We start from the raw sequence: 22,973 nt of genomic DNA on the forward strand, positions 1-22,973 counted from the left end.
CGACGCGCTCAGCGGTAGAAAAGGATGGGGTTACAGGCGGGCGTCGCAACAGATGGCACTGCGGACACGCTGGAGGTCGACGTGGCGTCGACCGACGAGCATGGGGTCCGCTGGCATACCTAAGAAGATACTCGGGCCGTCCCGTATGTCCAAGACGGGGTCCAGAGTGTGGGACTGTCCAGTGTTTCGTGGCGTTTCATGGCGTTCGCAAGCCGGTAGAGTGCCGGGCATGCCCGAAGCCGCGCCGTCGCCCGTGACCGCCGAAGACCTCGACGAGGCCGTACGGCTGGCCGTCGCCACCCTGCGGGAGGCGCCCGAGAGCGCCTGGGACGGCAAGGCCGGATCGCTGGAGTGGACGTGCTGGGAGACGGTCGAGCACCTGGCGGACGACCTGTTCGCCTACGCCGCCCAGCTCGGGCTCAGGACGCCTCCGGTGGACACCTACGTCCCGTTCGTCCTGGAGGCCCGCACGCCGGAGGGCCCCGCTAACACCATCCACGCCGACCGCGAGGCCGGGCCGGCCGGGCTGCTGCAGGTGCTGGAGGCGTGCGGCGCGCTGCTGGTCGCGATGGTACGCACCGCGCCGCCGCAGATCCGCGCGCACCATGGCTTCGGCGCGGCCGACGGCGAGGGCTCGGCCGCGATGGGCATCGTGGAGACGCTCGTGCACACCCACGACCTGGCCGAGGGCCTCGGTCTCACCTGGGCTCCACCGGCGGGCATGTGCGCGCGGGTGCTGGCCCGGCTGTTCCCCGACGCCCCGCGCGACACGGATCCGTGGACGACCCTGCTGTGGGCCACCGGGCGGGCCGAGCTTCCCGGCCGCCCGCGCCTCACCGAATGGCGCTGGTACAGCGCGCCGCGGCCGTAGGGGTCACGGCCGCGCGCGCCTCAGGCGATGAGGTCGTCGAACTCGCCGTCCTTGGCCCCGAGGACGAACGCGGTGATCTCCGCCTGCGTGTAGACCAGCGCGGGACCTTCGGGAAAACGTGAGTTACGCATGGCTATCTCCCCCGTGGGCAAGTTCGCGACTTCGACGCAGTTGCCGTTGGGGTTGCTCCGCTTGCTCTTGCGCCAGACGACAGGAAGGCGGCCGGCGGGCGTTCCGTTCCGGAACTCATGCATGGGGGGCAGCTCCTCGCGATCTTACGGATGCACGTGCATCCGCGTTTGCGAGGAGACAATACGGTAACGCGTGGATCTCCATATAGCGGACGACCAAAAAACCCTGTATTGGCTGGCTCACAGCGATATCAGCAGCTCATCGGGAAAGCAGGCGTTCCAGGAAGCGCCTGGTCGCCTTCGGCTCCTCGGCCTGCAGGCTGAGCCGGTCCATGACCTCCATGTAGTGGTCGGAGTCGGCGGGTTTGTCCAGGTAGAGGGCGCTGGTGAGCTGCTCCATGTAGACGACGTCGGGCAGCTCGGGCTCGGGGAAGCGCAGGATGCTGAACGGGCCGCCCGCAGCGGCGTGGCCGCCGCGGTCGAACGGCATGATCTGGATGGTGACGTTGCGCTCCGCCGTGAGGTGGAGGAGATGGGCGATCTGCTCGCGCATGATCTCGGGGCTGCCGAGTGTGCGGCGCACGACGGCCTCGTCGATCACGGCCCAGACCATGAGCCCGTTCTCCAGCCGCTTCTGCCTCGTGGTGCGCACCGCCACGCGCCGGTCGAGCTCCGCCCTCGGGGCCTTCTCGTGGGCCAGCTCGATCACGGCCCTGGCATAGGCGGGGGTCTGGAGGAGGCCGGGCACGAACTGGTTCTCGTACGTGCGCATGCCGGAGGCCGCGCCCTCGAGGCCGATGTAGACCTCGAACCAGGACGGCAGCACGTCGCTGTACTTGTGCCACCAGCCCGGGGCGTTGGCCTGCTTGGCCAGGGCGAGCAGCGGCTCGCGCTCGGCGGGGTCGGTGACGCCGTACAGGGTCAGCAGGTCGGCCACGTCCCGCTGCTTGAAGCTGACCTGGCCGAGCTCCAACCGGCTGATCTTCGCGTGAGATGCGCGAATCGAGTATCCGGCGTCCTCGCGCGAGATACCCTTCTCGGTGCGGAGCCTGCGCAGCTGGGTTCCGAGCAGGATCCGCAGCACCGTCGGGCTTCCCGGCGAATGGCTGAGGAGTTTCCCCTCCGCGCGCTCTGCGCTCACCGCACCGCTCCTAGATCATCTGCACGTGCAGATGCGATTCGCATCCGTAAACGACGAAAAGTCTTGCATCGGTAAGCACTCCCCGTAAAGATGGGCATTGGATCACCAGACCGCGCTTCGGGGGCCAGGATGACGACTTTCGACGCTCGGCCGCAAGCCGCCATCGGTTCCCGGCCACCAGGATGGCTCTCCTCCATCCTGGTGGAGGGACGCGCTTGGGAGTGCGACGCGGTGTTCCCCTTCCATCAGCGCGTCGCCCTGGAGCCGGCGTGCGTGGCGACGGCCCGGCGGTTCGTCGACCAGACGTTGGCCGCGTGGGACGTGCTGGGACTGGCCTATGACGCGCAGCTCGTGGTGTCGGAGCTGGTGACGAACGCGATGCGGCACGGCGGCGGGGCGGCGCAGCTGCGGCTCCTGTCGCATGAGGCCGAGCTGGCGTGCGTGGTGACCGACCACAGCCGCACGGTGCCGGTGGCCGCGGCGCCCGACGTGTTCTCGGAGTTCGGGCGGGGGCTGCGGCTGGTGGACGCCCTCTGCACCGCCTGGGGCTGGCTGTCGCCTGGCGGCGCCCGCAAGCTGGTCTGGGCCGTACTCGCCGACTGACGCCGTCCCCGTCAGCGCCCCGCCTTGCTCAACAACTCCAGTACGTCGGCGTCGCTGAGCTGGTCGAAGTGCTCGTACCACTGGCCGACCGCCCTGAAGTCGACCGGCGTGCGCAGCACGACCACCTCGTCGGCCTCCTGCCGCAGTGAGGTGACCGTCTCGCGGGCCCCCACCGGCACGGCCAGCGTCACCTTGGCCGGCTTGGCCGCGCGGACCGCCCTGAGCGCGGCGCGTGCGGTGCCGCCGGTGGCCAGACCGTCATCGACCACGATCACCTCCCGCCCTTCGAGCGGGGGCAGCGGGCGGTCGCCGCGGTAGGCGCGTACCCTGCGGGCCAGCTCGGCCCGCTCCCTCTCGACCACGTCGGCGACGGACTCGGGCGTCATGCCCAGGCGGCGCAGCAACGTGTGGTCGAACACCGGCTCACCGCCCTCGGCTATCGCCCCCACGCCCAGCTCCGGGGTGGGCGGATAGCCGATCTTCCTGGTCACGAGGACCTCGAGGGGGACGTCGAGCCTGCGCGCGATGGGCTCGGCCACCGCCACGCCGCCGCGGGGCAGGGCGAGCACGACGGCGTCGTGCGCGTCCTTCAGCCGCTCGGCGAGCAACCCCCCTGCCTCGGCCCGGTCTCGGAAGAGCTCCATGACCTGTGCCTACCCGCTCACACGCGCTCCTCGCCTCTTCACCTCGCCCTCGCCGCCGAACCCCCACGGCGGCGCGACGGAGGTGGACGGCGACATCGCACACCAGCCACCGACGCGGCGCCGAAACGGGGGGACGTGACTTCGACGGTCCCCATCCGGCGCCCTCACGCGCGGGACGCAGGAGGGGGCGGCACCCTCCGAGCGCGCACAAGCGCACGAAGGGTGCCGGAACAGCCGTTCTCACGTCAAGGGCGTCAGGGGCGGTTGCGGGATGAGCGGCGCATCTCCTTGGTGATGAGCTTCCACCGGTTCTCCTGCTCCTTGCGCAGCCGCGCATCGGTGCGGGAGGCCATCCACGCCGCCTCCCGCTGCAGTTTGCGCCAGCTCTCCAGCCGCCGCTCCGGCAGTTCCCCGCTCTCCAGGGCGGCCAGCACCGCGCACCCGGGCTCGCTGGAATGCCCGCAGTCGCCGAAGCGGCACTGCGCCGCCAGTGCGTCGATGTCGGAGAAGACCCGGTCAACCCCTTCGGCCATGTCGTAGAGGCCGATGCGCCGGATCCCGGGCGTGTCGATGACCAGCCCGCCCCCGGCCAGCGGGATGAGCTCCCGGTGCACGGTGGTGTGCCGGCCGCGCCCGTCGGCGGCGCGTACCTGCTGGGTCTCCATGACGTGGTCGCCGGCGAGCGCGTTGACCAGGGTGGACTTGCCGGCGCCTGACGGGCCGAGGATGACGGCCGTACGGGAGCCGCCGAGGTAGTCGGCGACCAGCGGCACCCCGTCCCCGTGCAGGGACGAGACCGCGTGCACGTCGACGCCGGGCGCGGCCGTCCGGACGTCGGCGAGGAGCTGGTCGAGGCCGTCTTCGAACAGGTCGGACTTGGTGATGAGCACGACGGGCGTGCCGCCGGAGTCCCAGGCCAGCGCGACGAGGCGCTCGATGCGGCCGAGGTCGGCGAAGTCCGTGGAGTGCATGGACGGCTCGGCCACGAAGACGATGTCGACGTTCGCGGCCAGCACCTGGCCCTGGCCGTCGCCCGACAGGCCGCCCACCGAGTCGCGGCTCACGCCGCCCCGGATGAACGCGGTCGTCCGCGGCAGCACCTCGTCGAGCTCGTACCGCCCCTCGGGCAGCCATCGGAGCGCGACCCAGTCGCCGACGCAGGGCAGCGCGACGGGATCGGCGGCCGACGCCCTGCGGACGCGGGCGCCGTACTTGACGTGATGCTGGCCGTCCGCCGCGGTCACCTCGGCGGCGCCGCGGTCGACGCGGGCCACGCGGGCGGGGACGGTGTCAGCGGGCAGCTCGGCGACGCGCAGGTCGGTCCAGCCGAGCAGGGAAAGATCGTGAGACAACGGAGTGAAAACCCTTTGATCGAGAAGGAGCCGGGCAGCTCAGCGGAGCCCCCGGAGGTGGACGAACGGCACGGCGAACAGCACGACCCGCATAGTCCTCACCTCCTCGATCGGTTGCAGCAGCGACTCTACGCACCCTGTCCGCAGGGCTGCAATCGGATTAAGTATCGCGATCTGTTGAACCGTGCCACGGCGGCCGGCCGTACCACCTGCCGACGGACGCGAGAAAGGGGAATGATGCACACCAGCACGTATCCCCCGCCCTCGGCCGAGGGAGCCGCCCCCATGGGCAAACCGCGCTTTCGACACTGGATCCGCCGCGTGCGGCCGGATGACGGGGTGCCAAATGACGAGGCGGCAGTGTCCGCGCTCTACCGGGAATATCACAGGCCGCTCCTGGCCTTCGTGATCAGGTTGACGGCGGGCGATCGGCAGTGGGCGGAAGACGTGGTGCAGGAGACCATGATCCGGGCCTGGCGCAGTGCGGAGCAACTGGACCCCGAGTCGGTCTCGCTGATGCCCTGGCTAGCCACGGTCGCCAGACGTATCGTGATCGATGACCGGCGGCGCCGGGACGCCCGCCCTCAGGAGTCGGGTGACGGGCCGCTGGAGAGCATGCCCGTGCCTGACGAGATGGAGGGACTGCTGCACCAGGTGGTCGTGTCAGAGGCGCTGAAGGCGTTGTCACCGGCACATCGCGAGATCCTGAACGAGACGATCTTGCGGGACCGGTCCGTCAACGACGCCGCCGAGGCGCTCGGCATCCCGGTCGGCACCGTGAAATCCCGGGTCTATTACGCCGTTCGCGCGCTGCGGATCGCACTTGAGGAGAGGGGGGTGACGGCGTGACTTCGAGAGTCGAGCACACGGATGTGGGCGCGTACGCGCTCGGCCTGCTGGAGGAGGATGACAGGCAGGCCTTCGAGGCCCACCTCCTCGGCTGCGCCCCCTGCCGCTTCGAGCTATCCGACTTGTCCGGCATGGCGAGCGTGCTGAGCGGGATCGGCCCGGTGGAGGAGTACGACGTGCCGTCCCCCGAGCCGGTGATCGACCTGCTCCAGCGCAAGAAGGCGGCCGATCGGCGGACGCGCAGGGGGACGTTCGTGATCGGGATGGCGGCGGCGGTCACGCTGGTGGCCGGCGGGCTGACGGTCGGCACGCAGCTCAGCGCGGACTCCGCGCCCCCGATCGCGCAGGGCCACGGCGACCATATGGGGCCCGCCGAGCAGTTCTACGCCGACGGCGTCCCCATCGACGGGAAGGGCGTCGACGGGGTGACCGGCGGGCTGGTGGTCGAGTCCAAGGCCTGGGGCACGCACGCGGCGCTCAAGCTGGCCGGGGTGAAGGGCCCGCTCGAGTGCGAGCTGGTCTCGGTCGGCAAGTCGGGCGAGCGGCGGGTCATGACCGGGTGGTCCGTACCTCCAGCCGGGTACGGAGTGCCGGGTTCGCCCGATCCGCTCTACATGCACGGCGGCAGCGCGACGCCGCTGAAGGACGTCGACCACTTCGAGGTGGTCACCTCGACAGGTAAGAAGTTGCTCACCATCAACGCCTGACCGCCAGGCGTTCCGAGCCCTCCCGCCGCTGGTGGGAGGGCTTTTTTGGGCCTACCCCCTTGTGTGTAAATTTACGGATTCCTGGGTTGAACCTCCGTCGGTCCCGGCCGCGTACTGCCTGCCGTACCCGCCGGAATATCAAACCGTTTAAGAGGTTTAGCCATGTTCATCCGAAAGTTCGGGATTCCCGGTACGCTGCTCGCCGCCGCCCTGCTCGCCTCGCCGGCGCCTGCCCACGCCTCCGGTGACGAGGTCTATCTCGCGGCCGGGCTGCGCGGCGCGAACGAGGTGGGGGCCAAGGGTGACGCCGACGGCCGCTCGACGGTCGTGCTCAAGATCAGCGGGAACGAGGTCACGTTCGCGGTCCGCTGGAACAAGATCGACCCGCCCACCGCCGGCCATGTCCACCTGGGTGCCAAGGGCGTCAACGGGGATGTCAGGCTCGAGTTCTTCACCAAGCCGCTGCCCGCGACCGTGCTCGGCGTCACCGGCACCGTCAAGGCCGACAACGAGCTGGTCAGGTCGCTCATCGACAACCCCGGCGGCTTCTACGCCAACCTGCACGACGCCAAGCACCCCAAGGGCGCCGTACGCGGCCAGTTCCACCGGCTGAGCAAGCCGGTCGACCTCAACGGCGTGCTGCAGGGCAGCAACCAGGCCACGCTCTCGGCGCGTGCCGACGCGGCGCAGGAGGTGCGGGAGAACGACGGCAAGAAGCGCGGGGACCAGGACGGCCAGGCCGGCTGGTGGCTGCGCCCGAACGGCTTGTCCATCGCCTACACCGCCTTCTGGTCGGGGCTCGGCCAGGTGACCGACGGCCACCTGCACAAGGGCGCGACCGGCAGGAACGGCCCGGTGGTCGCGGACCTGTTCGCGGGCGCCCTGCCCGGGAACCTCACCGGCGTCGCCGGCGAGGCGCCGGTCGCCGCCGCCGTGGTCAAGCGCATCGCCGCGAACCCCGGCCGCTACTACTCGAACCTGCACACGCTCGACTTCGACGGCGGTGCCGTACGCGGCCAGCTGTCCGGCCGGCCGTTCACCCACCCGCGCGCGCTCACGGCCGAGGTGCTGCGCGGCTCGCAGATCTACTCCTGCACGGCGCAGCCGTCGGGCGGGCACGCCTTCACCCAGCTCGGCGTGTCGGCCAAGCTGCGGCGCGGGATCGACCACTCCTTCGTGACGCCCGCCGCCGGCCCGCCGCAGTGGATCGCTCCAGACGGCAGCGCGGTGCGCGGCTCGGCCGTCACCAAGACGCCCAACGGCGACGGCAACATCCCCGAGCTGGTGCTCGACGCCGCCCAGGCGGGCAAGGAGAGCGGGCTGCTCGCGCACGCCACGCAGATCCTGCGACTCAACACCACCGGCGGCGTCGCCCCGTCCGGCTCCTGCACGCCCGGCTCCGAGGCCAAGGTCCCGTACGGGGCCGACTACCTCTTCCTCGGCTGAGGCTTCCGGCTCCTGGCTTCCCGAGGGGACGCTTCGGTCCCGTCCCCTCGGCAGGCCTTCCCCGGTCGCCCCCGGTCCATGTCCCCCGGGCCGCCGGTCGACCACGGCGAGCGAGGCACTCCGGCCCGCCCCGCTCGCCAGAACGCCCCGCCGCACCTAGAGCCCGTGCGGCGGGGCGTTCCCGCGCGCCCGCACTGCTCCTCGCTCCCGTCCCGGTGCCTGGAGCGTGTCGAAGGGGACAGGTCCGGACGATCAAGGAGAGCCGCCTCACAACGGTCACGGCCCACAGCGCGCCGTGACGGCGCGCTGTGGGCCGTGACCCTGGAAGCGCTCTTGGTTTTTACAGGCCGGGAGCCGGGAACTGGGCGGTGAGCTCGCTCACCTCGCGGTGGACGCGCGTGATGACGTCCTCGGCGTCGCCCTTGGCCAGGGCGGTGACGACCTCGTCCATCCAGGCGCCGATCTGCCGCATCTCCGCCTCACCCATCCCGCGGGAGGTGACGGAGGGCGTGCCGATGCGGATGCCGGACGGGTCGAAGGGCTTACGCGGGTCGAAGGGGACCGTGTTGTAGTTGGTCTCCAGCCCGGCCCGGTCGAGTGCCTTGGCGGCGGGCTTGCCCGCGACCCCCTTGGAGGTCAGGTCGATGAGGATCAGGTGGTTGTCGGTGCCGCCGGAGACCAGGTCGAAGCCGCGACCGGACAGCTCCTCGGCCAGCGCCTTGGCGTTGGCGACCACCTGGTGGGCGTAGGCCTTGAACTCCGGCTGCGCGGCCTCGTGCAGCGCCACCGCGATGGCGGCGGTGGTGTGGTTGTGCGGGCCGCCCTGCAGGCCGGGGAAGACGGCCTTGTTGAGCGCGGTGGCCTTCTCGTCGTCGTCCGCCATGAGCATCGCGCCGCGCGGGCCGCGCAGCGTCTTGTGGGTGGTGGTGGAGATGACGTCGGCGTGACCGACCGGCGAGGGGTGGGCGCCGCCCGCGACCAGGCCCGCGATGTGGGCGATGTCGGCGGCCAGGATCGCGCCCACCTCGCGGGCGATCTCGGCGAAGGCGGGGAAGTCGATGGTGCGCGGGATGGCGGTGCCGCCGCAGAAGATCACCTTGGGCCGGTGCTCCAGGGCGAGCTCGCGGACCTGGTCCATGTCGACGCGGCCGGTCTCCTTGCGCACGTTGTAGGAGACGGGCTTGAACCACTTGCCGGAGACCGACACGGGCGAGCCGTGGGTGAGGTGGCCGCCGGAGGGCAGGTTCATGCCCATGAAGGTGTCGCCAGGCTGCATGAAGGCCAGGTAGATGGCGAGGTTGGCGGGCGATCCCGAGTAGGGCTGGACGTTGGCGTGGTTGACGCCGAACAGCGACTTGGCCCGCTCGATGGCCAGGCTCTCGATCTGGTCGATGACCTGCTGGCCCTCGTAGTAACGCTTGCCCGCGTAGCCCTCGGAGTATTTGTTGGTCAGGACGGTGCCGGTGGCCTCCAGCACGGCCTTGGACACGTAGTTCTCTGACGGGATGAGCTTGACGGTGTCGGCCTGGCGCCGCTCCTCCGCTTTGACGAGCTCGGCGATCTGCGGGTCGACGCTAGCGAGAGAACTCATGACTCTCCTGTCATCGTTGACAATCTGCGAAGACCCAGGCGCACGGCCTCCGCTCCTTTCGCTCCCTGGTGGTCGATCCCACCCAATGCGCCAGTCGCGTCTCCCACTAGACGATAGCGGATGTCACAGGGCCCTTTTCGCTGTGATCAGCTGGTGTCATGACGAGGTGACGGCCACGTTCCTGATGACGCCGAGCCGGGCCGGCTCGACATCCTGCGGCATGCCGCACGCGCCGAGCCAGCGCGCGAGGGTGTAGGTCTCGATATGGGAGTGGCATCGCTGGTCACCACCAGCGACGGTGAGTGCGTCGCCAACCCACGCCATCTGGCTGCGACCGCCGACATGCCAGCCACCGCACACCGGAATTGGTCCGCGCCTACGACGTCATCGTTCACGAGGACCCGCGGATCACGAATATGACCCGGCGCACAGCGCCCGAGCCAGACGGCGCGGGCGGCTACCTGCCCAACGGCGCCACAGCCAAATCCGGGCTGAGCAAGTCGATCCTGCTGCGGGCACGAAGCGAAGGAGAACCGCCTCACCCAAGCCGCCTTCCGAGGTACGGCCTGCGGTCATACCGCACATGCCGACGTGGACGCGGCGGTCAACATCCTCAGGGCAGGGCTTGCCCTTCGTGATGTCGCGGAAGCGGTCTAGCGAGAAGCCACTCCCTTCGGGGAGCGGAGGAGTCACATCGGCAGGACTTTATTTGGTACGGCTCACACCCGGCCATAGGCGATCGACTTCGGCATTCAGGATCGCCCCGATGAGCACGGCCAGCGCGGTGATGTAGAGCCAGAGCAGCAGGGCTATGGGCGCCGCCAGCGAGCCGTAGACGGAGACGGGGGAGAACCACGCGGCCAGCACGGCCCGCAGCACCGCCGCGCACACGATCCACAGGATCAGCGCCAGGATCGCGCCGGGCAGCTCCCGGTACCACTTCGTCCGCACCGGCACGCTGACGTGGTAGAGCACGGTCAGGAACAGCACCGAGCCGATGATCACGACCGGCCAGTAGAGGATGTCGATGAGACCGCCGTACTGGCCCGGCAGGGCGTCCCTGAGCAGGGTCGGGCCGATCACCAGGATCGGCATGACGATGATGCCGATGATCAGGCCGACGATGTAGAGGCCGAAGGACATCAGCCTGGTGCGGATGATGCCGCGCTCCTCGCCCAGCCCGTAGGCGACGGAGATGAGGTCCACGTACACGTAGAGCGCTCTGGAGCCCGACCAGAGCGACAGCAGGAAGCCCAGCGAGATGATCGACACTTTGCCCGCGTCGTCGCTGAGCACGTCGGTGATGAGCGGGTTGATCACCTTGTTGACGGCCTCGTCGGTGAACAGCAGCCCCGACTGCTCGATCACCCACGTCTTGACCTGCCCGACCACCGTGGAGCCCAGCCAGGTGCCGAGCTTGGCCAGCACGCCGATCAGACCCAGCACGAACGGCGGCAGCGACAGCAGCGCGAAGAACGCCGCCTCACCGGCCAGACCGGTCACCCGGTAGGCGACGCCGGCGTTGGTCGACGCGCGGACGATCGCCCACGACTTGGTGTCGAGCACCCAGCTCAGCCTGGCCCGGGCGTTGGAGACGAGTCCCCTTTTCGGCCGGGAAGGCGCATCGGTGGACGTCATGGCACCCAACGGTATTCGCAGTGACTCTTCGGCACAGCTTACGTTGGGGAACTGCCTTAGTCGTTATCCACGATGCGCGCACCCAGCGGGAGCAGGGAGACGGGGATGAGTTTGAGGTTCGCGACGCCCATCGGGATGCCGATGACGGACAGGAACAGCGGGATCGAGGTCACGACGTGTCCGATGGCGAGCCAGACGCCGGCGACCACGCACCAGATGACGTTGCCGATCAGGGAGAACGCGCCCGCGCCCGGGTCGCGCACCACGGTCCTGCCGAAGGGCCACAGCGCGTACGCGGCGATCCTGAACGAGGCGATGCCGAACGGGATCGTGACGATCAGGATGCAGCAGATGACCCCGGCCACCGCGTATCCGATGGCCAGCCAGAGCCCCGCGAAGACCAGCCAGATGACGTTCAGGATTGTGCGCATGTTCACAGCATGTCACCGGATGCGCCGTACGCGTCATCCGGCAAGTCCCTGACTTCACCCTGACCTGGGCGCCCTGCCCTTCCCCGGGGGCCCGGCGAACGCCTGGGCGATCGCCATCCAGGCCCGCGCGGGCTCGCCGGTCAGCTCGAGCACGGTGTCGGACAGGTGGATGCGCTGGGTGACGACCAGGCAGAAGTCCAGGATCGGGCCGCGTACGGCGCTGCCGGAGTCGCCGGGACCGGCCGTCCACAGCGTCCCGTCGGGCATGGTCAGCTCCGCGCGTACGGGGTCGGCGGGCACGGGCAGGCCGCGCACGGCGAAGCTGTAGGGGCGGGCGCGGAACCCCATCGTGGCCACGTGCCGCAGCCGGGCCGTGGGCTCCCGGGTGACGCCGAGCGCGTCGGCCACGTCCTGGCCGTGCGCCCACGTCTCCATCAGCCTGGCGGTCACGAACGAGGCGGCCGACATCGCGGGCCCGAACCACGGCACCCGTTCGCGCGCGTCGAGCGCGGCTAACGCCGCCAGGCTGCGGGCACGCGCCGCACGGAACCACTCGTGCAGCTCGGTCGGCGACATCCCGCGGGACTCCAGGGCGATGTCGTCCACGGAGCGGAAATCCTTCAGGGACGCCCGGTAGGCGTCGGGGTCGGTGGCCGCCAGGCCGGCGGCGTCGTCGAACCAGGCCAGATGGCTCACCTGGTCGCGGATCGCCCACCCCTCGGCGGGGGTGGGCCGCTCCCAGTCCTCGTCGCGCAACGGCTGGAGCAGCGCTTCGAAGGACGCGGTCTCGGCACGCAGGTCGTCGAGTAACTCGGCCATGAGGTCCACGCGCGCCAGCGTAACCCGAACAACGTTCTAGGAGAATAATGCAGGCGTGATCTGCGAAAGCTGCAAGGAGAAACGTCACGAGGACTGCCGTGGCGGCTCCTGGTGCGACTGCCAGCACCAGGCGGCTGACGCGCGCAGAAAGCCGGACGAGGCGGAGACGGAGAAGCCGGAGCCGACAGTGAACTGGCTCCGGCAAGGTTGAGTGCCGCTCTGACGCTCGCGGTAGCGGCGGCGAGCGTCCGGGCTTCCGGTTTCGGGGGTAGGGATGTGGCGCCTGATCAGGCAGTTGTCCCGACCGGGTTCGCCGGAGCCTGGGCGTGGAGGGCCAGGCTCCGGTTCATCGGGACAACTGCATGATCACGCTATGATGGTGAGCTGCCGGGTGTGTCAGGCGGCGGAGATGCCGGCGCTGGCCGCGCGGCGCATGCGACGACGACGCTCGGAGGCGCGCTCGTCTTCGTTGAGACCGCCCCACGTGCCGTACTTCTCGGGACGGGACAGCGCGTAGTCAAGGCACTCGGTGCGGACGGGGCACTGGGCGCAGATCGCCTTGGCCTTCCGCTCACGTACGTCACGCTCGGGCTGCCGCTCCCCGTCGGGGCCGAAGAAGAGCACGAGGTCCTCACCCCGGCACGCGGCATCATCCTGCCAACCCCAGCTGGGGCGCGGGCGGGCGAGCTGCCGACGTACCTGAGACATGAGAAAACCACCTTCGTGAGAGGTATTTCGGTAATTGAGCCGCATTGGACGCTTTTGGCGTCACTGTTCCAACGCAAGGTAGGGCCGCGATGTTCCCTGTTCAGGCAAGGACGGGCGTGGCGTACCGCACAGGCGTGAGCCTGTCCAGCGAAACCAGCCGGTAGGTGGTGATCTTCTCGGCGCAAACCGTGCCACACGGCGCTGTGAACGCCGATGGCTCAACCACAACCTGGAACCGGACGTCGCCGCAGCGCACGATGGCTTCGGTGACGTCGCCGTCCGACCTGGAGGATTCCACGGCCACCGCGCCGACGGCGCACTCTCCCGTATGGGCTCGGGCGAAGTGCTCCACGGCTTGCAATGGCTCAGGGATGCCTGCGCGTCCCCGGTAGCGGTCGAGGATGACCTCGCCCGACCGGTACGCGTTAGCCGCTGCCAGTGCAGCAGCCTGAGACATGCTGCCGTAGAAAATTCCGTGTGGCAAGCACACGAGGTTGGCGGCGTAGCGATCGCCGCCAACGTGTGACGTTTCCCACACTCTGTCCGGCAACGAATCGGCCAGCGACCGAGCGAGGGGTAGTCCAATGCGGGCGCAGCACGCATTGCGCTTGGCGTGCGTGCAGACCAGAAATACCGGCTCGTCTTCAAGTATGCAGGACTCCGGGACCACTCCCGCCGCGAGCGCGTCCAGGTCAAGATCGTCGGGACCTGCGATGACGCCGCTGGCCAACCAGGGGCGTTCCCCAACCGCGTACGCCAATAGCACGCGGATGCCCTGCTCCCGCGGGCGGGTTCGCTTTCCTGGCCGGCGGATCAACTGGGGTCTGATACCGCGTTCGAGCGCCCGGCGCACGAGTTCGGAGATTTCTTCAGGAAGTTCGAAGCTTTCCAGATGTGACGGCCAGGCGCCGGTGTATTCGATGAGCAACCAGAGCCTGGCTCCCACGGTGGCGCTGGCCAAGGTGGGAACACCTCCGGTGTGGCACCCGACCGGATGCTCGCAGCCCCTCGCCAACGCCCGCTCTCCCTCCCCGATCCGAATTAGGTAAGACTAACCTAACGGATTGGCGGGGTCAGAGGCGGCCCGTTCGGTCCAGAACCTCCCGTGTCGCCGCCAGCGCGCGCTCCCTGTCCTGCTTGACCAGGCCGATCCTGGTTCTCCTGTCCAGCAGGTCGCCCTCGTCGAGCGCGCCCTCGTGCCGCACCGACCAGATCAGCTCGCCCTCGGTGACGCCGAGCCCGACCTCCTCCGGGTGTGCCTTGACGAGCTCGTGCACGGCCTCCGCCTCGCTGCCGTACCGCTCGGCCAGCCGGTGCGGCACCCCTGACGGCCGCGGTCCCGCCCCGACGAGCGGGATCTTCCTGGTACGGCACCGCCCCGCGGGCAGCTTCGCGGACGAGACCGCTCGATCCACCGCGTCCTCGGCCATGCGCCGATATGTCGTCAGCTTGCCCCCGACGACCGTGACGAGCCGGTCATGTGACAGGACGGCGTGCCTGCGGGAGATGTCCGCCGTGCGGCCATCGGCCGCCAGAAGGGGCCTGAGGCCCGCGTACGCGCCCGCGAGCGCCTCTCTGGTCACCGGAGTCTCAAGAACGCCGTTCAGCACCTCCAGGAGCGTTCTGACGTCCTCCTCGGGCACTTCTGGAACGTCGGGCACCGGCCCGTCCACCGGCTCGTCCGTGAGGCCGACGTGGACGCGGCCGTCACGCTGGGGGAGTACGAGCGCGAATCGGCTGGTCTCTCCGGGAATGGGCACGTGCATGCCGGCGATCAGCCCGGGGAGCGTGCCCGGCGCCAGCACGAGGTGGGTGCCGCGGGACGGCCGCAGCCTCACCTCGGGGTCCAGCGTTCCCGCCCACACCCCGGCGGCGTTGATCACCACCCTGGCGCGGACGTCGAACTCCTCGCCGGTCAGCTCGTCGCGTACCACCGCGCCCCGGTCCGTCAGCCGCAGCGCGCGGCAGCGGGTCAGCACGCGGGCCCCTCGCGCGGCGGCCGTCCGCGCGAGGGCCACCACCAGGCGGGCGTCGTCCAGCAGCCGGCCGTCCCATGACAGCAGCGCGCCGCGCAGTCCGTCGCCGTCGAGCACGGGCGCCAGCGTGCGGGTGCGGGCCGCGTTCAGCCGCGTGGGCCCCGGCAGCAGCCTGCGCGGCGTGCGCGCGGTGGCCCGCAGGCTGTCGCCGAGCCGGTAGCCGCTCATCACCAGGGCCGCCTGCCGCCGCGAGACCTGCTTCGTGAGCGGCATCAGGTACGGGTGCGCGGAGACCAGGTGCGGAGCGGTCGTGCGGAGCAGGATGCCGCGCTCGACCGCGCTCTCGTAGGCCACGTCCACCTGCCCCTTGGCCAGGTAGCGCAGGCCACCGTGGATCATCTTGGAGCTCCACCTGGAGGTCCCGAAAGCCAGGTCGTGCGCGTCGATCGCCGCTACGCTCAACCCCCGGGACGCGGCGTCGAGCGCGGCGCCCGCGCCGGTCGCGCCGAGTCCCACCACCAGCACGTCAAGCGGCTCCTCCGCGACCTCGCGGAGCTCACGGGACCGTCTGCGGGCGTTCAGCGAGCTGTCCAAGGTGCCTCCACGAGAGCTATCCAAGGTAGGCCTCCAGCATGGCGGCGAGCTCGTCGTCGAGCTCGTCCAGGGTCACGGGGTCGAGCATCGTGGGCGCCGACAGCAGGAACGACTGCGCCACCAGCAGCACCGCACGCGCCTTGCGCGGGTCGCCGACCGCGCGCTCGAGGACGTCGAGCACGGCCTCCTGGCTCGCGCCCCGCCGGTCGAACAGGTACGGCATGAGCAGTTCGGGATCGGCCTCCACGATCTTCCGCCACAACGGGTGCGCGCGCAGCCCCCGTACGCCGGCGACGACCGCGCGCACCGGGTCAGACAGGTCGAGCCCGTCGACCACCCGCACCCACTCCCTGGTCATCAGGTCCGCGACCAGCGTGCGCACGTCGGGCCAGCGGCGGTAGATCGTCATTCGCGACACCCCGGCCCTGCGTGCCACGTCCGTGAGCGTGGTCCTGCGCACCCCGTACGCCAGCACGCAGTCACGGGCCGCGTCCAGCACGCCGTCATTGTGACGATTCGACGTCATGTGTCACAGTGTAAGCGTGACTGGAGAACCGATGCTGTGGTCCGGCTGGGGCGACCCCGCCAAGGCCCGCGAGCTGCCCGAGCAGGTTCGCCGGCTGCTGCGCGACTTCCTCGGCGTGCGCGCGCCCGACACTCCCGCCGTCGCCCTGGAGTCGGTGCGCCTGCCGCCGGTCGCCCTGCCCGAGCCGCTGCTCGGCGCGCTGGCCGAGGTCGTCGGCTCCGCGCACGTGCTGACCTCCCACGAGGCCCGCGTACGCCACACGCGCGGCAAGTCCACCCCCGACCTGCTGCGGATACGCGTGGGGGACGGCTCCGACGCCCCTGACGCGGTGGTGCTGCCCGGCTCGCACGAGGAGGTGGCCGAGCTGCTGCGGGTGTGCACCGCCGGGCGCGTCGCCGTGGTGCCCTTCGGCGGCGGCACCTCCGTGGTGGGCGGGCTGGCGGCCGCCCGCTCCGGCTTCGCCGGGCTGATCGCGCTCGACCTGGGCCGGCTCGACCGGCTGCGCTCCGTGGACATGGAGTCCCTGGTGGCCACGTTCGAGCCGGGCGTGCGGGCGCCCGAGGCCGAGCGGCTGCTCGCCGCACGCGGCCTGACGCTGGGGCACTTCCCCCAGTCCTTCGAGTACGCCACGCTCGGCGGCTTCGCGGCGGCCCGCTCCAGCGGCCAGGCCTCGGCCGGGTACGGGCGCTTCGACGACATGGTCGTGGGCCTCACGGTGGCCACGCCGTCGGGCACCCTGGACCTGGGACGCGCCCCCAAGTCGGCGGCCGGACCGGATCTGCGCCAGCTCGTGCTCGGCTCCGAGGGCGCCTTCGGCGTGATCACGTCGCTCAGGCTCCGCGTGCGGCGGGCTCCCGCCGAGCGCCGGTACGAAGGGTGGCGGTTCGGGACGTTCGCGGAGGGGTCGGCGGCCATGCGCGCGCTCGCCCAGGAAGGGCCGCTCCCCACTGTGCTGCGGTTGTCGGACGAGACCGAGACCATGATCGGCCTGGCCAAGCCGGACGCGCTCGGCTCAGGCGGCTCCGGCTGCCTCCTGATCGCGGGCTACGAAGGCACGTTCGCGGCGGAGCGGCAGGCGGCCGCCTCGGCGGTCCTGGAGCGGACCGGCGGCGAGCCCCTGGGCGCGGAGCCGGGCCAGGCGTGGGAGCACGGCCGCTTCTCCGCCCCGTACCTGCGTGACTCGCTCCTCGCCGCCGGGGCCACGGTCGAGACGCTGGAGACCGCCGGCTTCTGGGCGAACCTGCCGCGGCTCTACGACGCGGTCCGCCTGGCTCTGGCGGGCGCGCTCGGCTCACCGCTGGTCATGTGCCACATCTCCCACGTGTACGAGACCGGCGCCTCGCTCTACTTCACCGTCGTCACCGCGCAGGAGGGCGACCCCGTGGCGCAGTGGGAGCGGGCCAAGGCGGCGGCGAGCGCGGCCATCGTCGAGGCGGGCGGCACGATCACGCACCATCACGGGGTCGGGCGCGACCACCGGGACGCCTACGCGGCCGAGCTGGGGCCCGTGGGGGTCGGCGTGCTGCAGGCGGTCAAGGCCCGGCTCGACCCGGCCGGGATACTCAACCCCGGCGTCCTCGTCCCGCCGGACGGCACGGCTCCCGGCGCCTGACGGCCGCCGCACCTCGGCAGAGGTCCTTTCGGAAGGTCGGGTGAGGGCGGTGGGGGTCCTTTCCGGAGAGAACGGGTGGGGGCCCTTTCCGGAGAGAACGAGGGCGCGGGTTCAGGGAGCTTCGGGCGGGGGGATCCGGTCGGCCTCCGCCATCGCGGCGGCGGCCTCGCTGTAGCGGTGCAGGGCCTCGTACACCTCGGCCAGGCGCATCAGCGAGGCCACCAGCGGCGCGCCGCCCATCGCGCGGGTGAGCGCCGCCGCCTCCTGCGCCACCGGCAGCGCCTCCACGGCCCGGCCCCGCTTCAGCAGCAGCGCCGCCATCGTGCGCAGGCTGCGTGCCAGCAGCGCCGTGTGCTCGGGGGACTCCTCGGCCAGCGCCCTGCTGCGCGCCACCGCGTCGCGGGCCCTGCGAAGTGCCGCGCCGCCCCACCGGGAGCCGGTTTGTGCATATGCCAGCAGACCCTCAATTGCCTCCACATCGGAAGTGCCTCTTCGGGTCGCGTCGTCGGGGCTGTTACGGGTCATGGGAGCCTCCCCTCGGTGGTCCCAACCGCTTGCTTGGGGGGTGAGGCTACACCATTGCGAACCTTCTGTGTTTCCTGCGGTACGGAGCGTTCATGATGCGCGAAGTGAAGATCGCGGTAAAGATGTTGGCATGGTGGAAGTCGCGGCTGAGCGTGGAAAGCAGCTTTCGTCACGGGTGTCGGAGGAGGGCGCGGGATGGGCCTGTACGCAGACGGGGACGTTCGCGCAGCTCAGGCCGGATAAACATGGGTTTTCGTGGTTGAATTTGGCGACGCTGTGGCGCTCGCGTAACGACATCCTCGCCGGGTTGTTCGGGGATCCGTCAGGTCAGGTTCGGGCGCGGTGGGTGGCGGCTCAGGAAGCGCGGGGGATTGATCCCGAATTTCGCATCAAGCTACCCGCAGGGGGAAATTTCAGTTTCCTACTGCTGGGTGATACGGGAGAGGGAGATGCGTCGCAGTATGCCGTTGTTCCAGGGATGCTGAAACTGGGGGAGGACACGGCGTTCGCCGTCATCGCCAGTGATGTGATCTATCCGACCGGATCGGGCAACGAGTACTGCGACAAGTTCTTCCGTCCGTACAAGGACTATGACGCCCCGATCTTCGCCGTTCCCGGCAACCACGACTGGTACGACGGGCTCGGCGGGTTCATGCGGGTCTTCTGCGACTCGCCGCCGCTCAAGCCGAAGCCGGACCGCGGGCTGCGCGGGCTGCTGTGGCGCAAGCCGGAGACGATCGACGAGGAGCGGCTGGCGAAGGCGCGTGAGCTCAGGGGCAAGCCGTCCCAGCAGGCGACGCAGCCGGGACCGTACTGGGCGATCGAGAGCGACAACCTGCTGGTCGTGGGCGTCGACACCGGCATCAGGAACGTCATCGACAAGGGGCAGACCGCGTGGCTGCGGCGCGTCTCGCTCGATCCGCGGCCGAAGATCCTCGTGACGGGCAAGCCCATCTACACCGGGAACACCTACAAGCCGTCGCCCCTGGAGGAAGGCGGCACGATCGACGACATCGTGCGCGACCCGGCCCACCGGTACGTCGCGGCCATCGGCGGAGACGTGCACAACTACCAGCGCTATCCGGTCAAGGTGGGCGACCGGGTCATCCAGTACATCGTGTCCGGCGGCGGCGGCGCGTTCATGCACGCCACGCACACCATCGGCAGGGTCGGCGTCAAGGGCGTGCACGAGGACGACTTCAAGTGCTACCCGCTGCGGGGCGACTCGCTGTCCTTCTACAGCCAGCTGTACGCCCGCCGCCTGCGCATGAAGTGGCTGTGCCTCACGCCCTCCGAGGCCCTGTGCATCATGTCCGACCAGATCAAGAACCGGCCCGTCAGGACCCCCGAGGGGCCGGTGACGATCACCCGCAGGATGCGGTGGGCGGCGCGGCTGCTCGGGGCCTGGCCGTGGCCGTTCAGGCTGCCGGTGGACAAGGTGTTCCACCGCTACCTGTCGGAGCTTTCCGACTGGGACACCCCGCCGTTCTTCAAGCAGTTCCTGCACGTGTCCGTCACGCCGGAGGCGCTGACCCTGCGCTGCTTCGCCGCCACCGGGTGCCTGGCGCAGGAGCTCGATCCGCCGCTCGAGGACGAGGTGCGCATCGCTTTGTCGTAGCCGTTTGGCACTCTTGACCACGTGTATGCAGTGGTCGCCGGAGAGGCGCTGCTTCCGGTCGGTGGCCCCGCCCGCCACCCCGCCGACCTGGCGGGGGCCGTGCGCGAGCTGGAGGCGGCCGAGCGCCCGCGGTGGGTGTGGGCCGACGCCCGGGAGGTCTATCCCGGCCTGCTGAGCGCGGGCGTGCGGGTCTCGCGCTGCCACGACATCGCGCTCACCGAGGGGCTGCTGCTCGCGTACGAGGGCCGCTACGGCGAGCCCCGCTCGGCCAGGGCCGCCCACGCCAGGCTGCACGGGCTGCCCGTGCCCGAGGAGCAGCCGAGCGCGCCCGACACGCTGTTCGCGCCCGAGCCGCTCCAGGCCGAGGCGGTGGCCGAGGTGCTGGCCGACCAGCTGCGGCGGATCGAGGCGCTGCCGGAGCCGGGCAGGTTCAGGCTGCTGGTGGCGGCCGAGTCGGCGGGGGCGCTCATCGCGGCCGAGATGTCGCACGACGGCATGCCGTGGCGGCGCGACGTGCACGACGCGCTGCTGACAGAGCTGATGGGGCCGCGGCCCGTGCACGGCATGCGCCCGGCCAAGCTGCAGGCGCTGGCCGACGAGGTGGCCGCGGCCTTCGGCCATCCGGTCAATCCCGACTCGGTGCAGCAGCTCGTCAAGGCGTTCAAAGGGGCCGGCGTGGCGCTGAAGACCACCCGGTCCTGGGAGCTCAAGCAGATCGACCACCCCGCCGTGGCGCCGCTGCTGGCCTACAAGGAGCTGGCCCGGCTGTTCAGCTTCCACGGGTGGGCGTGGGCCGACCAGTGGGTGCGGGGCGGGCGGTTCCGGCCCGAATACGTGGTGGGCGGCGTGGTGTCCGGGCGGTGGGCGACCAGCGGCGGCGGTGCGCTGCAGATCCCCAAGGTGATGCGGCGGGTGGTGGTGGCCGACGACGGGTGGGTTCTGATCGTCGCCGACGCCGCCCAGCTCGAGCCGCGGGTGCTGGCCGCGATGGCCGGCGACGTCGGGCTGGCCAGGGCCGCCGGGGAGATCGACCTCTATTCGGCGCTGGCGCAGTCGTTCGGGGGCGAGCGGGCCAACGCCAAGATCGCCATGCTGTCCGCCATGTACGGCGGGACCAGCGGTGACGCGCCCAAACTGCTGGCGGTGATGCGGCAGCGCTTCCCCAAGGCCTACCAGTTCGTGGAGGACGCGGCCAAGGCCGGGGAGGAGGGGCGGCTCGTGCGCTCGTGGCTCGGCCGCACCAGCCCGCCTCCCTCGCCCCGGTGGAAGGAGCTGGTGTCGGGGCCCGAGGGCGGCCGGGCGGCTCGCGACCGGGGGCGGTTCACGCGCAACTTCGTGGTGCAGGGCACCGCGGCCGAGTGGGCCCTGGCCCTGATGGCGGTGCTGCGCGGGCTGCTGCCCGATCCGGCCCGGTTGGTGTTCTTCCAGCATGACGAGGTGATGGTGCACTGCCCGAGCTCGCAGGCGGAGGAGGTGATCGCCGCCGTCTCGTCGGCCGCGTCGGAGGCCACCCGGCTCCTGTTCGGGGCCACGCCGGTGCGCTTCCCGATGGAGGCCGTGGCGGTCTCGTCGTACGCCGACGCGAAGTGACGGGGTTCCCTGACGGGGGCGCGGGGCTGTCGCGACGGGGCGCTCACCACATACGTGTCGCGGGACACGCGCGGCTTGCGACACGGCGTCCACGCGCGACGGCGTCAGGTGACACGGCGTCCACGGGACACGCGCGGCTTGCGCATGGCGTCACGCGTCAGGGCGACACGGCGACACGGTGTCGCGGCGTCCCACGACACGTGTGTCCCGCTATGCGGGCGGCCGCTACGGATGCCCGGCGTGGCGCTGTGCGACCCGGGCGGCTTGATGGGGCGGCGTCGCGTGCGGGCGGGGTCAGCGGTCGGTGGCGCGCCAGGTGGCGGTGAGCCAGATGCCGGCGAGGGCGACCATGACGCCCACGACCAAGCCGAGCATGCCGTAGCCGAGCACGCCCACGATCGCGCCCGCGACGATCGTGCCCGTGGCGCCGCAGACGTTCATCAGCAGGTCCGACAGCCCCTGGACGGCCGGGCGGCGGTCGAGCGGGACGGACTCCGTGACCAGGGCGGAGCCCGCCACCAGGCCGCATGACCAGCCGAGCCCCAGCAGCACCAGCGCGGCCGTCACCTGCCACACCCGGTGCCCCGCCGTGCCGGCGAGGGCGGCGGCGGCCAGCAGGAGGGCCATGCCGAGCACCAGTACGGGCACCTTGCCCGCCTTGTCGGCCAGCCAGCCCACCACCGGCGACAGCACGTACATGCCCGCGATGTGCAGGCTGATGACGAGGCCGATGACGTCCAGGTTCGAGCCGTCGTGATGCAGTTTGACCGGGGTCATGGACATGACCGACACCATCGCCGTGTGGCTGACCGCGATCATGACCAGGGCGCGGCGGGCGGTCGCAGTGGTGCGGAGGGTCTGCCAGGCGGTGCGGATCGTCCCTTTGGGGGTTCGGCCGGCGCCCGGGGAGTCGTCCAGGGAGCGGGCCAGCTTGAGCGGATCCGGGCGCAGGAAGACGAAGATGACGATCAGGGCCAGCGCGAACGCCAGCGCCGCGAACGCGAACGGCCCCGCCTTCTCCACCAGCCCCAGCCGCATGCCGATCTGGTCGGCGGGCTTGGCCAGGTTGGGGCCGGCGACGGAGCCGATGGTGGAGGCCCAGACGACCAGCGACAGGTGCCTGGCCGAGCGGCCCTGCGGCGACAGGTCCGTGGCCGCGTAACGCGCCGCCAGGCTGCCCGCGCTGCCGCCGCCCACCAGCACCAGCCCCGCCAGCAGCAGCGGCCAGGTGCCCAGGCTGATCGCCAGCACGGAGATCGCGCAGCCGGCCAGCGCCGCCACGTACGCCACCGACAAGCCCGCCCGGCGGCCGCCGCTGCCCGACGCCTTGGCCGTCGGCAGGGCCAGCAGCGCCGCGCCGAGCACGGTGGCCGTGCCGGCGAAGCCGCTGATCACCGTGGATCCCGACAGCTCGTCCACGACCACCGAGCTGAGCGCGAGGCCGACGGCGACCCCCACGCCGCCCACGATCTGCGTCGCCGACAGGACCGCCAGGGTTCGGCGCTGGACGAGGTGAATTCGGTCAGAGGACGAGACAGCGGGTGTGGTGGGGGCACTGGTCACCTGTGAAGTCTCGCATAACCCCCAACACCGCCCCAAAG

The 22,973-nt window shown here is 70.8% G+C and carries 24 protein-coding genes and 1 pseudogene; 9 read left to right on the forward strand and 16 right to left on the reverse strand.

The features are described from left to right. Window positions 1-30: 30 nt before the first annotated feature. Complete coding sequence (locus ACIBVN_RS05195) at window positions 31-231, reverse strand: putative leader peptide (protein ID WP_397132858.1); 201 nt, start codon at window positions 229-231, stop codon at window positions 31-33. Between ACIBVN_RS05195 and ACIBVN_RS05200 the strand changes: the two genes are divergently transcribed. Continuing rightward, a complete protein-coding gene (locus ACIBVN_RS05200; RefSeq protein ID WP_397132860.1) occupies window positions 230-871 on the forward strand; it encodes a hypothetical protein in 642 nt (213 codons plus the stop codon). The genes ACIBVN_RS05195 and ACIBVN_RS05200 overlap by 2 nt on opposite strands. A gap of 20 nt (window positions 872-891) precedes the next feature. On the opposite strand, the gene ACIBVN_RS05205 is transcribed toward ACIBVN_RS05200, so the two are convergent. Further along, complete coding sequence (locus ACIBVN_RS05205) at window positions 892-1,125, reverse strand: DUF397 domain-containing protein (protein ID WP_349451649.1); 234 nt, start codon at window positions 1,123-1,125, stop codon at window positions 892-894. Window positions 1,126-1,261: 136 nt separating this feature from the next. Beyond that, window positions 1,262-2,143 (reverse strand): helix-turn-helix domain-containing protein, encoded by an 882-nt coding sequence (locus ACIBVN_RS05210; RefSeq protein ID WP_397132862.1) that lies wholly within the window; start codon window positions 2,141-2,143, stop codon window positions 1,262-1,264. Window positions 2,144-2,344: 201 nt separating this feature from the next. Between ACIBVN_RS05210 and ACIBVN_RS05215 the strand changes: the two genes are divergently transcribed. Next, the gene (locus ACIBVN_RS05215) at window positions 2,345-2,746 is read left to right on the forward strand and encodes an ATP-binding protein (protein ID WP_397132864.1); all 402 of its coding nucleotides are present in this window, start codon (window positions 2,345-2,347) and stop codon (window positions 2,744-2,746) included. 11 nt (window positions 2,747-2,757) lie between these two features. Here the strand turns inward: ACIBVN_RS05215 and ACIBVN_RS05220 are convergent, their stop codons facing one another. Both ACIBVN_RS05220 and rsgA read right to left on the reverse strand, forming a co-directional pair. Then, window positions 2,758-3,390 (reverse strand): phosphoribosyltransferase, encoded by a 633-nt coding sequence (locus tag ACIBVN_RS05220; protein WP_397132866.1) that lies wholly within the window; start codon window positions 3,388-3,390, stop codon window positions 2,758-2,760. Between the two features lie 254 nt (window positions 3,391-3,644). Next, window positions 3,645-4,742, reverse strand: a complete 1,098-nt coding sequence (gene rsgA, locus ACIBVN_RS05225) for a ribosome small subunit-dependent GTPase A (protein ID WP_397132868.1) — start codon at window positions 4,740-4,742, stop codon at window positions 3,645-3,647. 285 nt (window positions 4,743-5,027) lie between these two features. Between rsgA and ACIBVN_RS05230 the strand changes: the two genes are divergently transcribed. The 3 genes from ACIBVN_RS05230 (at window position 5,028) to ACIBVN_RS05240 (ending at window position 7,744) form a co-directional block, all read left to right on the forward strand. After that, entirely contained in the window at window positions 5,028-5,591 is a 564-nt protein-coding gene (locus ACIBVN_RS05230; protein WP_397133170.1) for a sigma-70 family RNA polymerase sigma factor, read from the forward strand. After that, on the forward strand, window positions 5,588-6,298 hold the full coding sequence (locus tag ACIBVN_RS05235) for an anti-sigma factor family protein (protein WP_397132870.1): 711 nt from the start codon (window positions 5,588-5,590) through the stop codon (window positions 6,296-6,298). The genes ACIBVN_RS05230 and ACIBVN_RS05235 overlap by 4 nt, the downstream gene beginning before the upstream one ends. Window positions 6,299-6,460: 162 nt before the next feature. Beyond that, window positions 6,461-7,744 carry a CHRD domain-containing protein gene (locus tag ACIBVN_RS05240; RefSeq protein WP_397132872.1) on the forward strand — a complete coding sequence of 428 codons (1,284 nt, stop codon included), beginning with the start codon at window positions 6,461-6,463 and terminating at the stop codon, window positions 7,742-7,744. Between the two features lie 340 nt (window positions 7,745-8,084). Here the strand turns inward: ACIBVN_RS05240 and glyA are convergent, their stop codons facing one another. Together glyA and ACIBVN_RS05250 are read right to left on the reverse strand one after the other, a co-directional pair. Beyond that, window positions 8,085-9,335, reverse strand: coding sequence for a serine hydroxymethyltransferase (glyA, locus tag ACIBVN_RS05245; protein WP_397132874.1), 1,251 nt, complete (start codon window positions 9,333-9,335; stop codon window positions 8,085-8,087). Window positions 9,336-9,491: 156 nt separating this feature from the next. After that, entirely contained in the window at window positions 9,492-9,659 is a 168-nt protein-coding gene (locus tag ACIBVN_RS05250; protein ID WP_397132876.1) for a hypothetical protein, read from the reverse strand. 192 nt (window positions 9,660-9,851) lie between these two features. Between ACIBVN_RS05250 and ACIBVN_RS05255 the strand changes: the two are divergent. Beyond that, window positions 9,852-9,992 (forward strand): annotated as a pseudogene (locus tag ACIBVN_RS05255) (zinc ribbon domain-containing protein); the annotation flags it as partial. A 48-nt stretch (window positions 9,993-10,040) separates the two neighbouring features. On the opposite strand, the gene ACIBVN_RS05260 reads toward ACIBVN_RS05255, so the two are convergent. The 7 genes from ACIBVN_RS05260 to ACIBVN_RS05290 form a co-directional block, all read right to left on the reverse strand. Then, window positions 10,041-10,973, reverse strand: a complete 933-nt coding sequence (locus tag ACIBVN_RS05260) for a YihY/virulence factor BrkB family protein (RefSeq protein WP_397132878.1) — start codon at window positions 10,971-10,973, stop codon at window positions 10,041-10,043. A 56-nt stretch (window positions 10,974-11,029) separates the two neighbouring features. Then, complete coding sequence (locus tag ACIBVN_RS05265; RefSeq protein ID WP_397132880.1) at window positions 11,030-11,404, reverse strand: YccF domain-containing protein; 375 nt, start codon at window positions 11,402-11,404, stop codon at window positions 11,030-11,032. 54 nt (window positions 11,405-11,458) lie between these two features. Then, window positions 11,459-12,223, reverse strand: a complete 765-nt coding sequence (locus tag ACIBVN_RS05270; protein WP_397133172.1) for a TIGR03084 family metal-binding protein — start codon at window positions 12,221-12,223, stop codon at window positions 11,459-11,461. Window positions 12,224-12,619: 396 nt separating this feature from the next. Then, window positions 12,620-12,931, reverse strand: coding sequence for a WhiB family transcriptional regulator (locus ACIBVN_RS05275; RefSeq protein ID WP_101784355.1), 312 nt, complete (start codon window positions 12,929-12,931; stop codon window positions 12,620-12,622). A gap of 100 nt (window positions 12,932-13,031) precedes the next feature. Next, on the reverse strand, window positions 13,032-13,892 hold the full coding sequence (locus ACIBVN_RS05280; RefSeq protein WP_397132882.1) for a sucrase ferredoxin: 861 nt from the start codon (window positions 13,890-13,892) through the stop codon (window positions 13,032-13,034). 112 nt (window positions 13,893-14,004) lie between these two features. Further along, entirely contained in the window at window positions 14,005-15,501 is a 1,497-nt protein-coding gene (locus ACIBVN_RS05285; protein WP_397132884.1) for a glycerol-3-phosphate dehydrogenase/oxidase, read from the reverse strand. 16 nt (window positions 15,502-15,517) lie between these two features. Further along, a complete protein-coding gene (locus tag ACIBVN_RS05290) occupies window positions 15,518-16,027 on the reverse strand; it encodes a TetR/AcrR family transcriptional regulator (protein ID WP_397132886.1) in 510 nt (169 codons plus the stop codon). A gap of 31 nt (window positions 16,028-16,058) precedes the next feature. On the opposite strand from ACIBVN_RS05290, the gene ACIBVN_RS05295 reads away from it, so the two are divergent. Then, a complete protein-coding gene (locus tag ACIBVN_RS05295; protein WP_397133174.1) occupies window positions 16,059-17,639 on the forward strand; it encodes an FAD-binding oxidoreductase in 1,581 nt (526 codons plus the stop codon). 111 nt (window positions 17,640-17,750) lie between these two features. On the opposite strand, the gene ACIBVN_RS05300 is transcribed toward ACIBVN_RS05295, so the two are convergent. Then, a complete protein-coding gene (locus ACIBVN_RS05300; RefSeq protein ID WP_397132888.1) occupies window positions 17,751-18,164 on the reverse strand; it encodes a hypothetical protein in 414 nt (137 codons plus the stop codon). Window positions 18,165-18,510: 346 nt separating this feature from the next. Here ACIBVN_RS05300 and ACIBVN_RS05305 point away from each other — a divergent pair, with 346 nt between their 5' ends. Then, window positions 18,511-19,782: a metallophosphoesterase family protein gene (locus tag ACIBVN_RS05305; RefSeq protein ID WP_397133176.1), complete on the forward strand. Its 1,272-nt coding sequence runs from the start codon at window positions 18,511-18,513 to the stop codon at window positions 19,780-19,782. A gap of 21 nt (window positions 19,783-19,803) precedes the next feature. Continuing rightward, window positions 19,804-21,372, forward strand: a complete 1,569-nt coding sequence (locus ACIBVN_RS05310) for a bifunctional 3'-5' exonuclease/DNA polymerase (protein WP_397132890.1) — start codon at window positions 19,804-19,806, stop codon at window positions 21,370-21,372. Window positions 21,373-21,666: 294 nt separating this feature from the next. Here the strand turns inward: ACIBVN_RS05310 and ACIBVN_RS05315 are convergent, their stop codons facing one another. After that, entirely contained in the window at window positions 21,667-22,935 is a 1,269-nt protein-coding gene (locus tag ACIBVN_RS05315) for an MFS transporter (RefSeq protein ID WP_397132892.1), read from the reverse strand. Between the last annotated feature and the right edge of the window lie 38 nt (window positions 22,936-22,973).

The sequence above is a fragment of the Nonomuraea sp. NPDC049400 genome, assembly GCF_044466425.1.
GTDB lineage: Bacteria > Actinomycetota > Actinomycetes > Streptosporangiales > Streptosporangiaceae > Nonomuraea.

Coding starts and splice junctions, on each gene's coding strand:
- ACIBVN_RS05295 (WP_397133174.1), top strand. CDS start 16,059: ATGCTGTGGTCCGGCTGGGGCGACCCCGCCAAGGCCCGCGAGCTGCCC.
- ACIBVN_RS05275 (WP_101784355.1), bottom strand. CDS start 12,931: ATGTCTCAGGTACGTCGGCAGCTCGCCCGCCCGCGCCCCAGCTGGGGT.
- ACIBVN_RS05220 (WP_397132866.1), bottom strand. CDS start 3,390: ATGGAGCTCTTCCGAGACCGGGCCGAGGCAGGGGGGTTGCTCGCCGAG.
- ACIBVN_RS05200 (WP_397132860.1), top strand. CDS start 230: ATGCCCGAAGCCGCGCCGTCGCCCGTGACCGCCGAAGACCTCGACGAG.
- ACIBVN_RS05290 (WP_397132886.1), bottom strand. CDS start 16,027: ATGACGTCGAATCGTCACAATGACGGCGTGCTGGACGCGGCCCGTGAC.
- ACIBVN_RS05300 (WP_397132888.1), bottom strand. CDS start 18,164: ATGACCCGTAACAGCCCCGACGACGCGACCCGAAGAGGCACTTCCGAT.
- glyA (WP_397132874.1), bottom strand. CDS start 9,335: ATGAGTTCTCTCGCTAGCGTCGACCCGCAGATCGCCGAGCTCGTCAAA.
- ACIBVN_RS05240 (WP_397132872.1), top strand. CDS start 6,461: ATGTTCATCCGAAAGTTCGGGATTCCCGGTACGCTGCTCGCCGCCGCC.
- ACIBVN_RS05230 (WP_397133170.1), top strand. CDS start 5,028: ATGGGCAAACCGCGCTTTCGACACTGGATCCGCCGCGTGCGGCCGGAT.
- ACIBVN_RS05250 (WP_397132876.1), bottom strand. CDS start 9,659: ATGGCGTGGGTTGGCGACGCACTCACCGTCGCTGGTGGTGACCAGCGA.
- ACIBVN_RS05265 (WP_397132880.1), bottom strand. CDS start 11,404: ATGCGCACAATCCTGAACGTCATCTGGCTGGTCTTCGCGGGGCTCTGG.
- ACIBVN_RS05260 (WP_397132878.1), bottom strand. CDS start 10,973: ATGACGTCCACCGATGCGCCTTCCCGGCCGAAAAGGGGACTCGTCTCC.
- ACIBVN_RS05205 (WP_349451649.1), bottom strand. CDS start 1,125: ATGCATGAGTTCCGGAACGGAACGCCCGCCGGCCGCCTTCCTGTCGTC.
- ACIBVN_RS05270 (WP_397133172.1), bottom strand. CDS start 12,223: ATGGCCGAGTTACTCGACGACCTGCGTGCCGAGACCGCGTCCTTCGAA.
- ACIBVN_RS05195 (WP_397132858.1), bottom strand. CDS start 231: ATGCCCGGCACTCTACCGGCTTGCGAACGCCATGAAACGCCACGAAAC.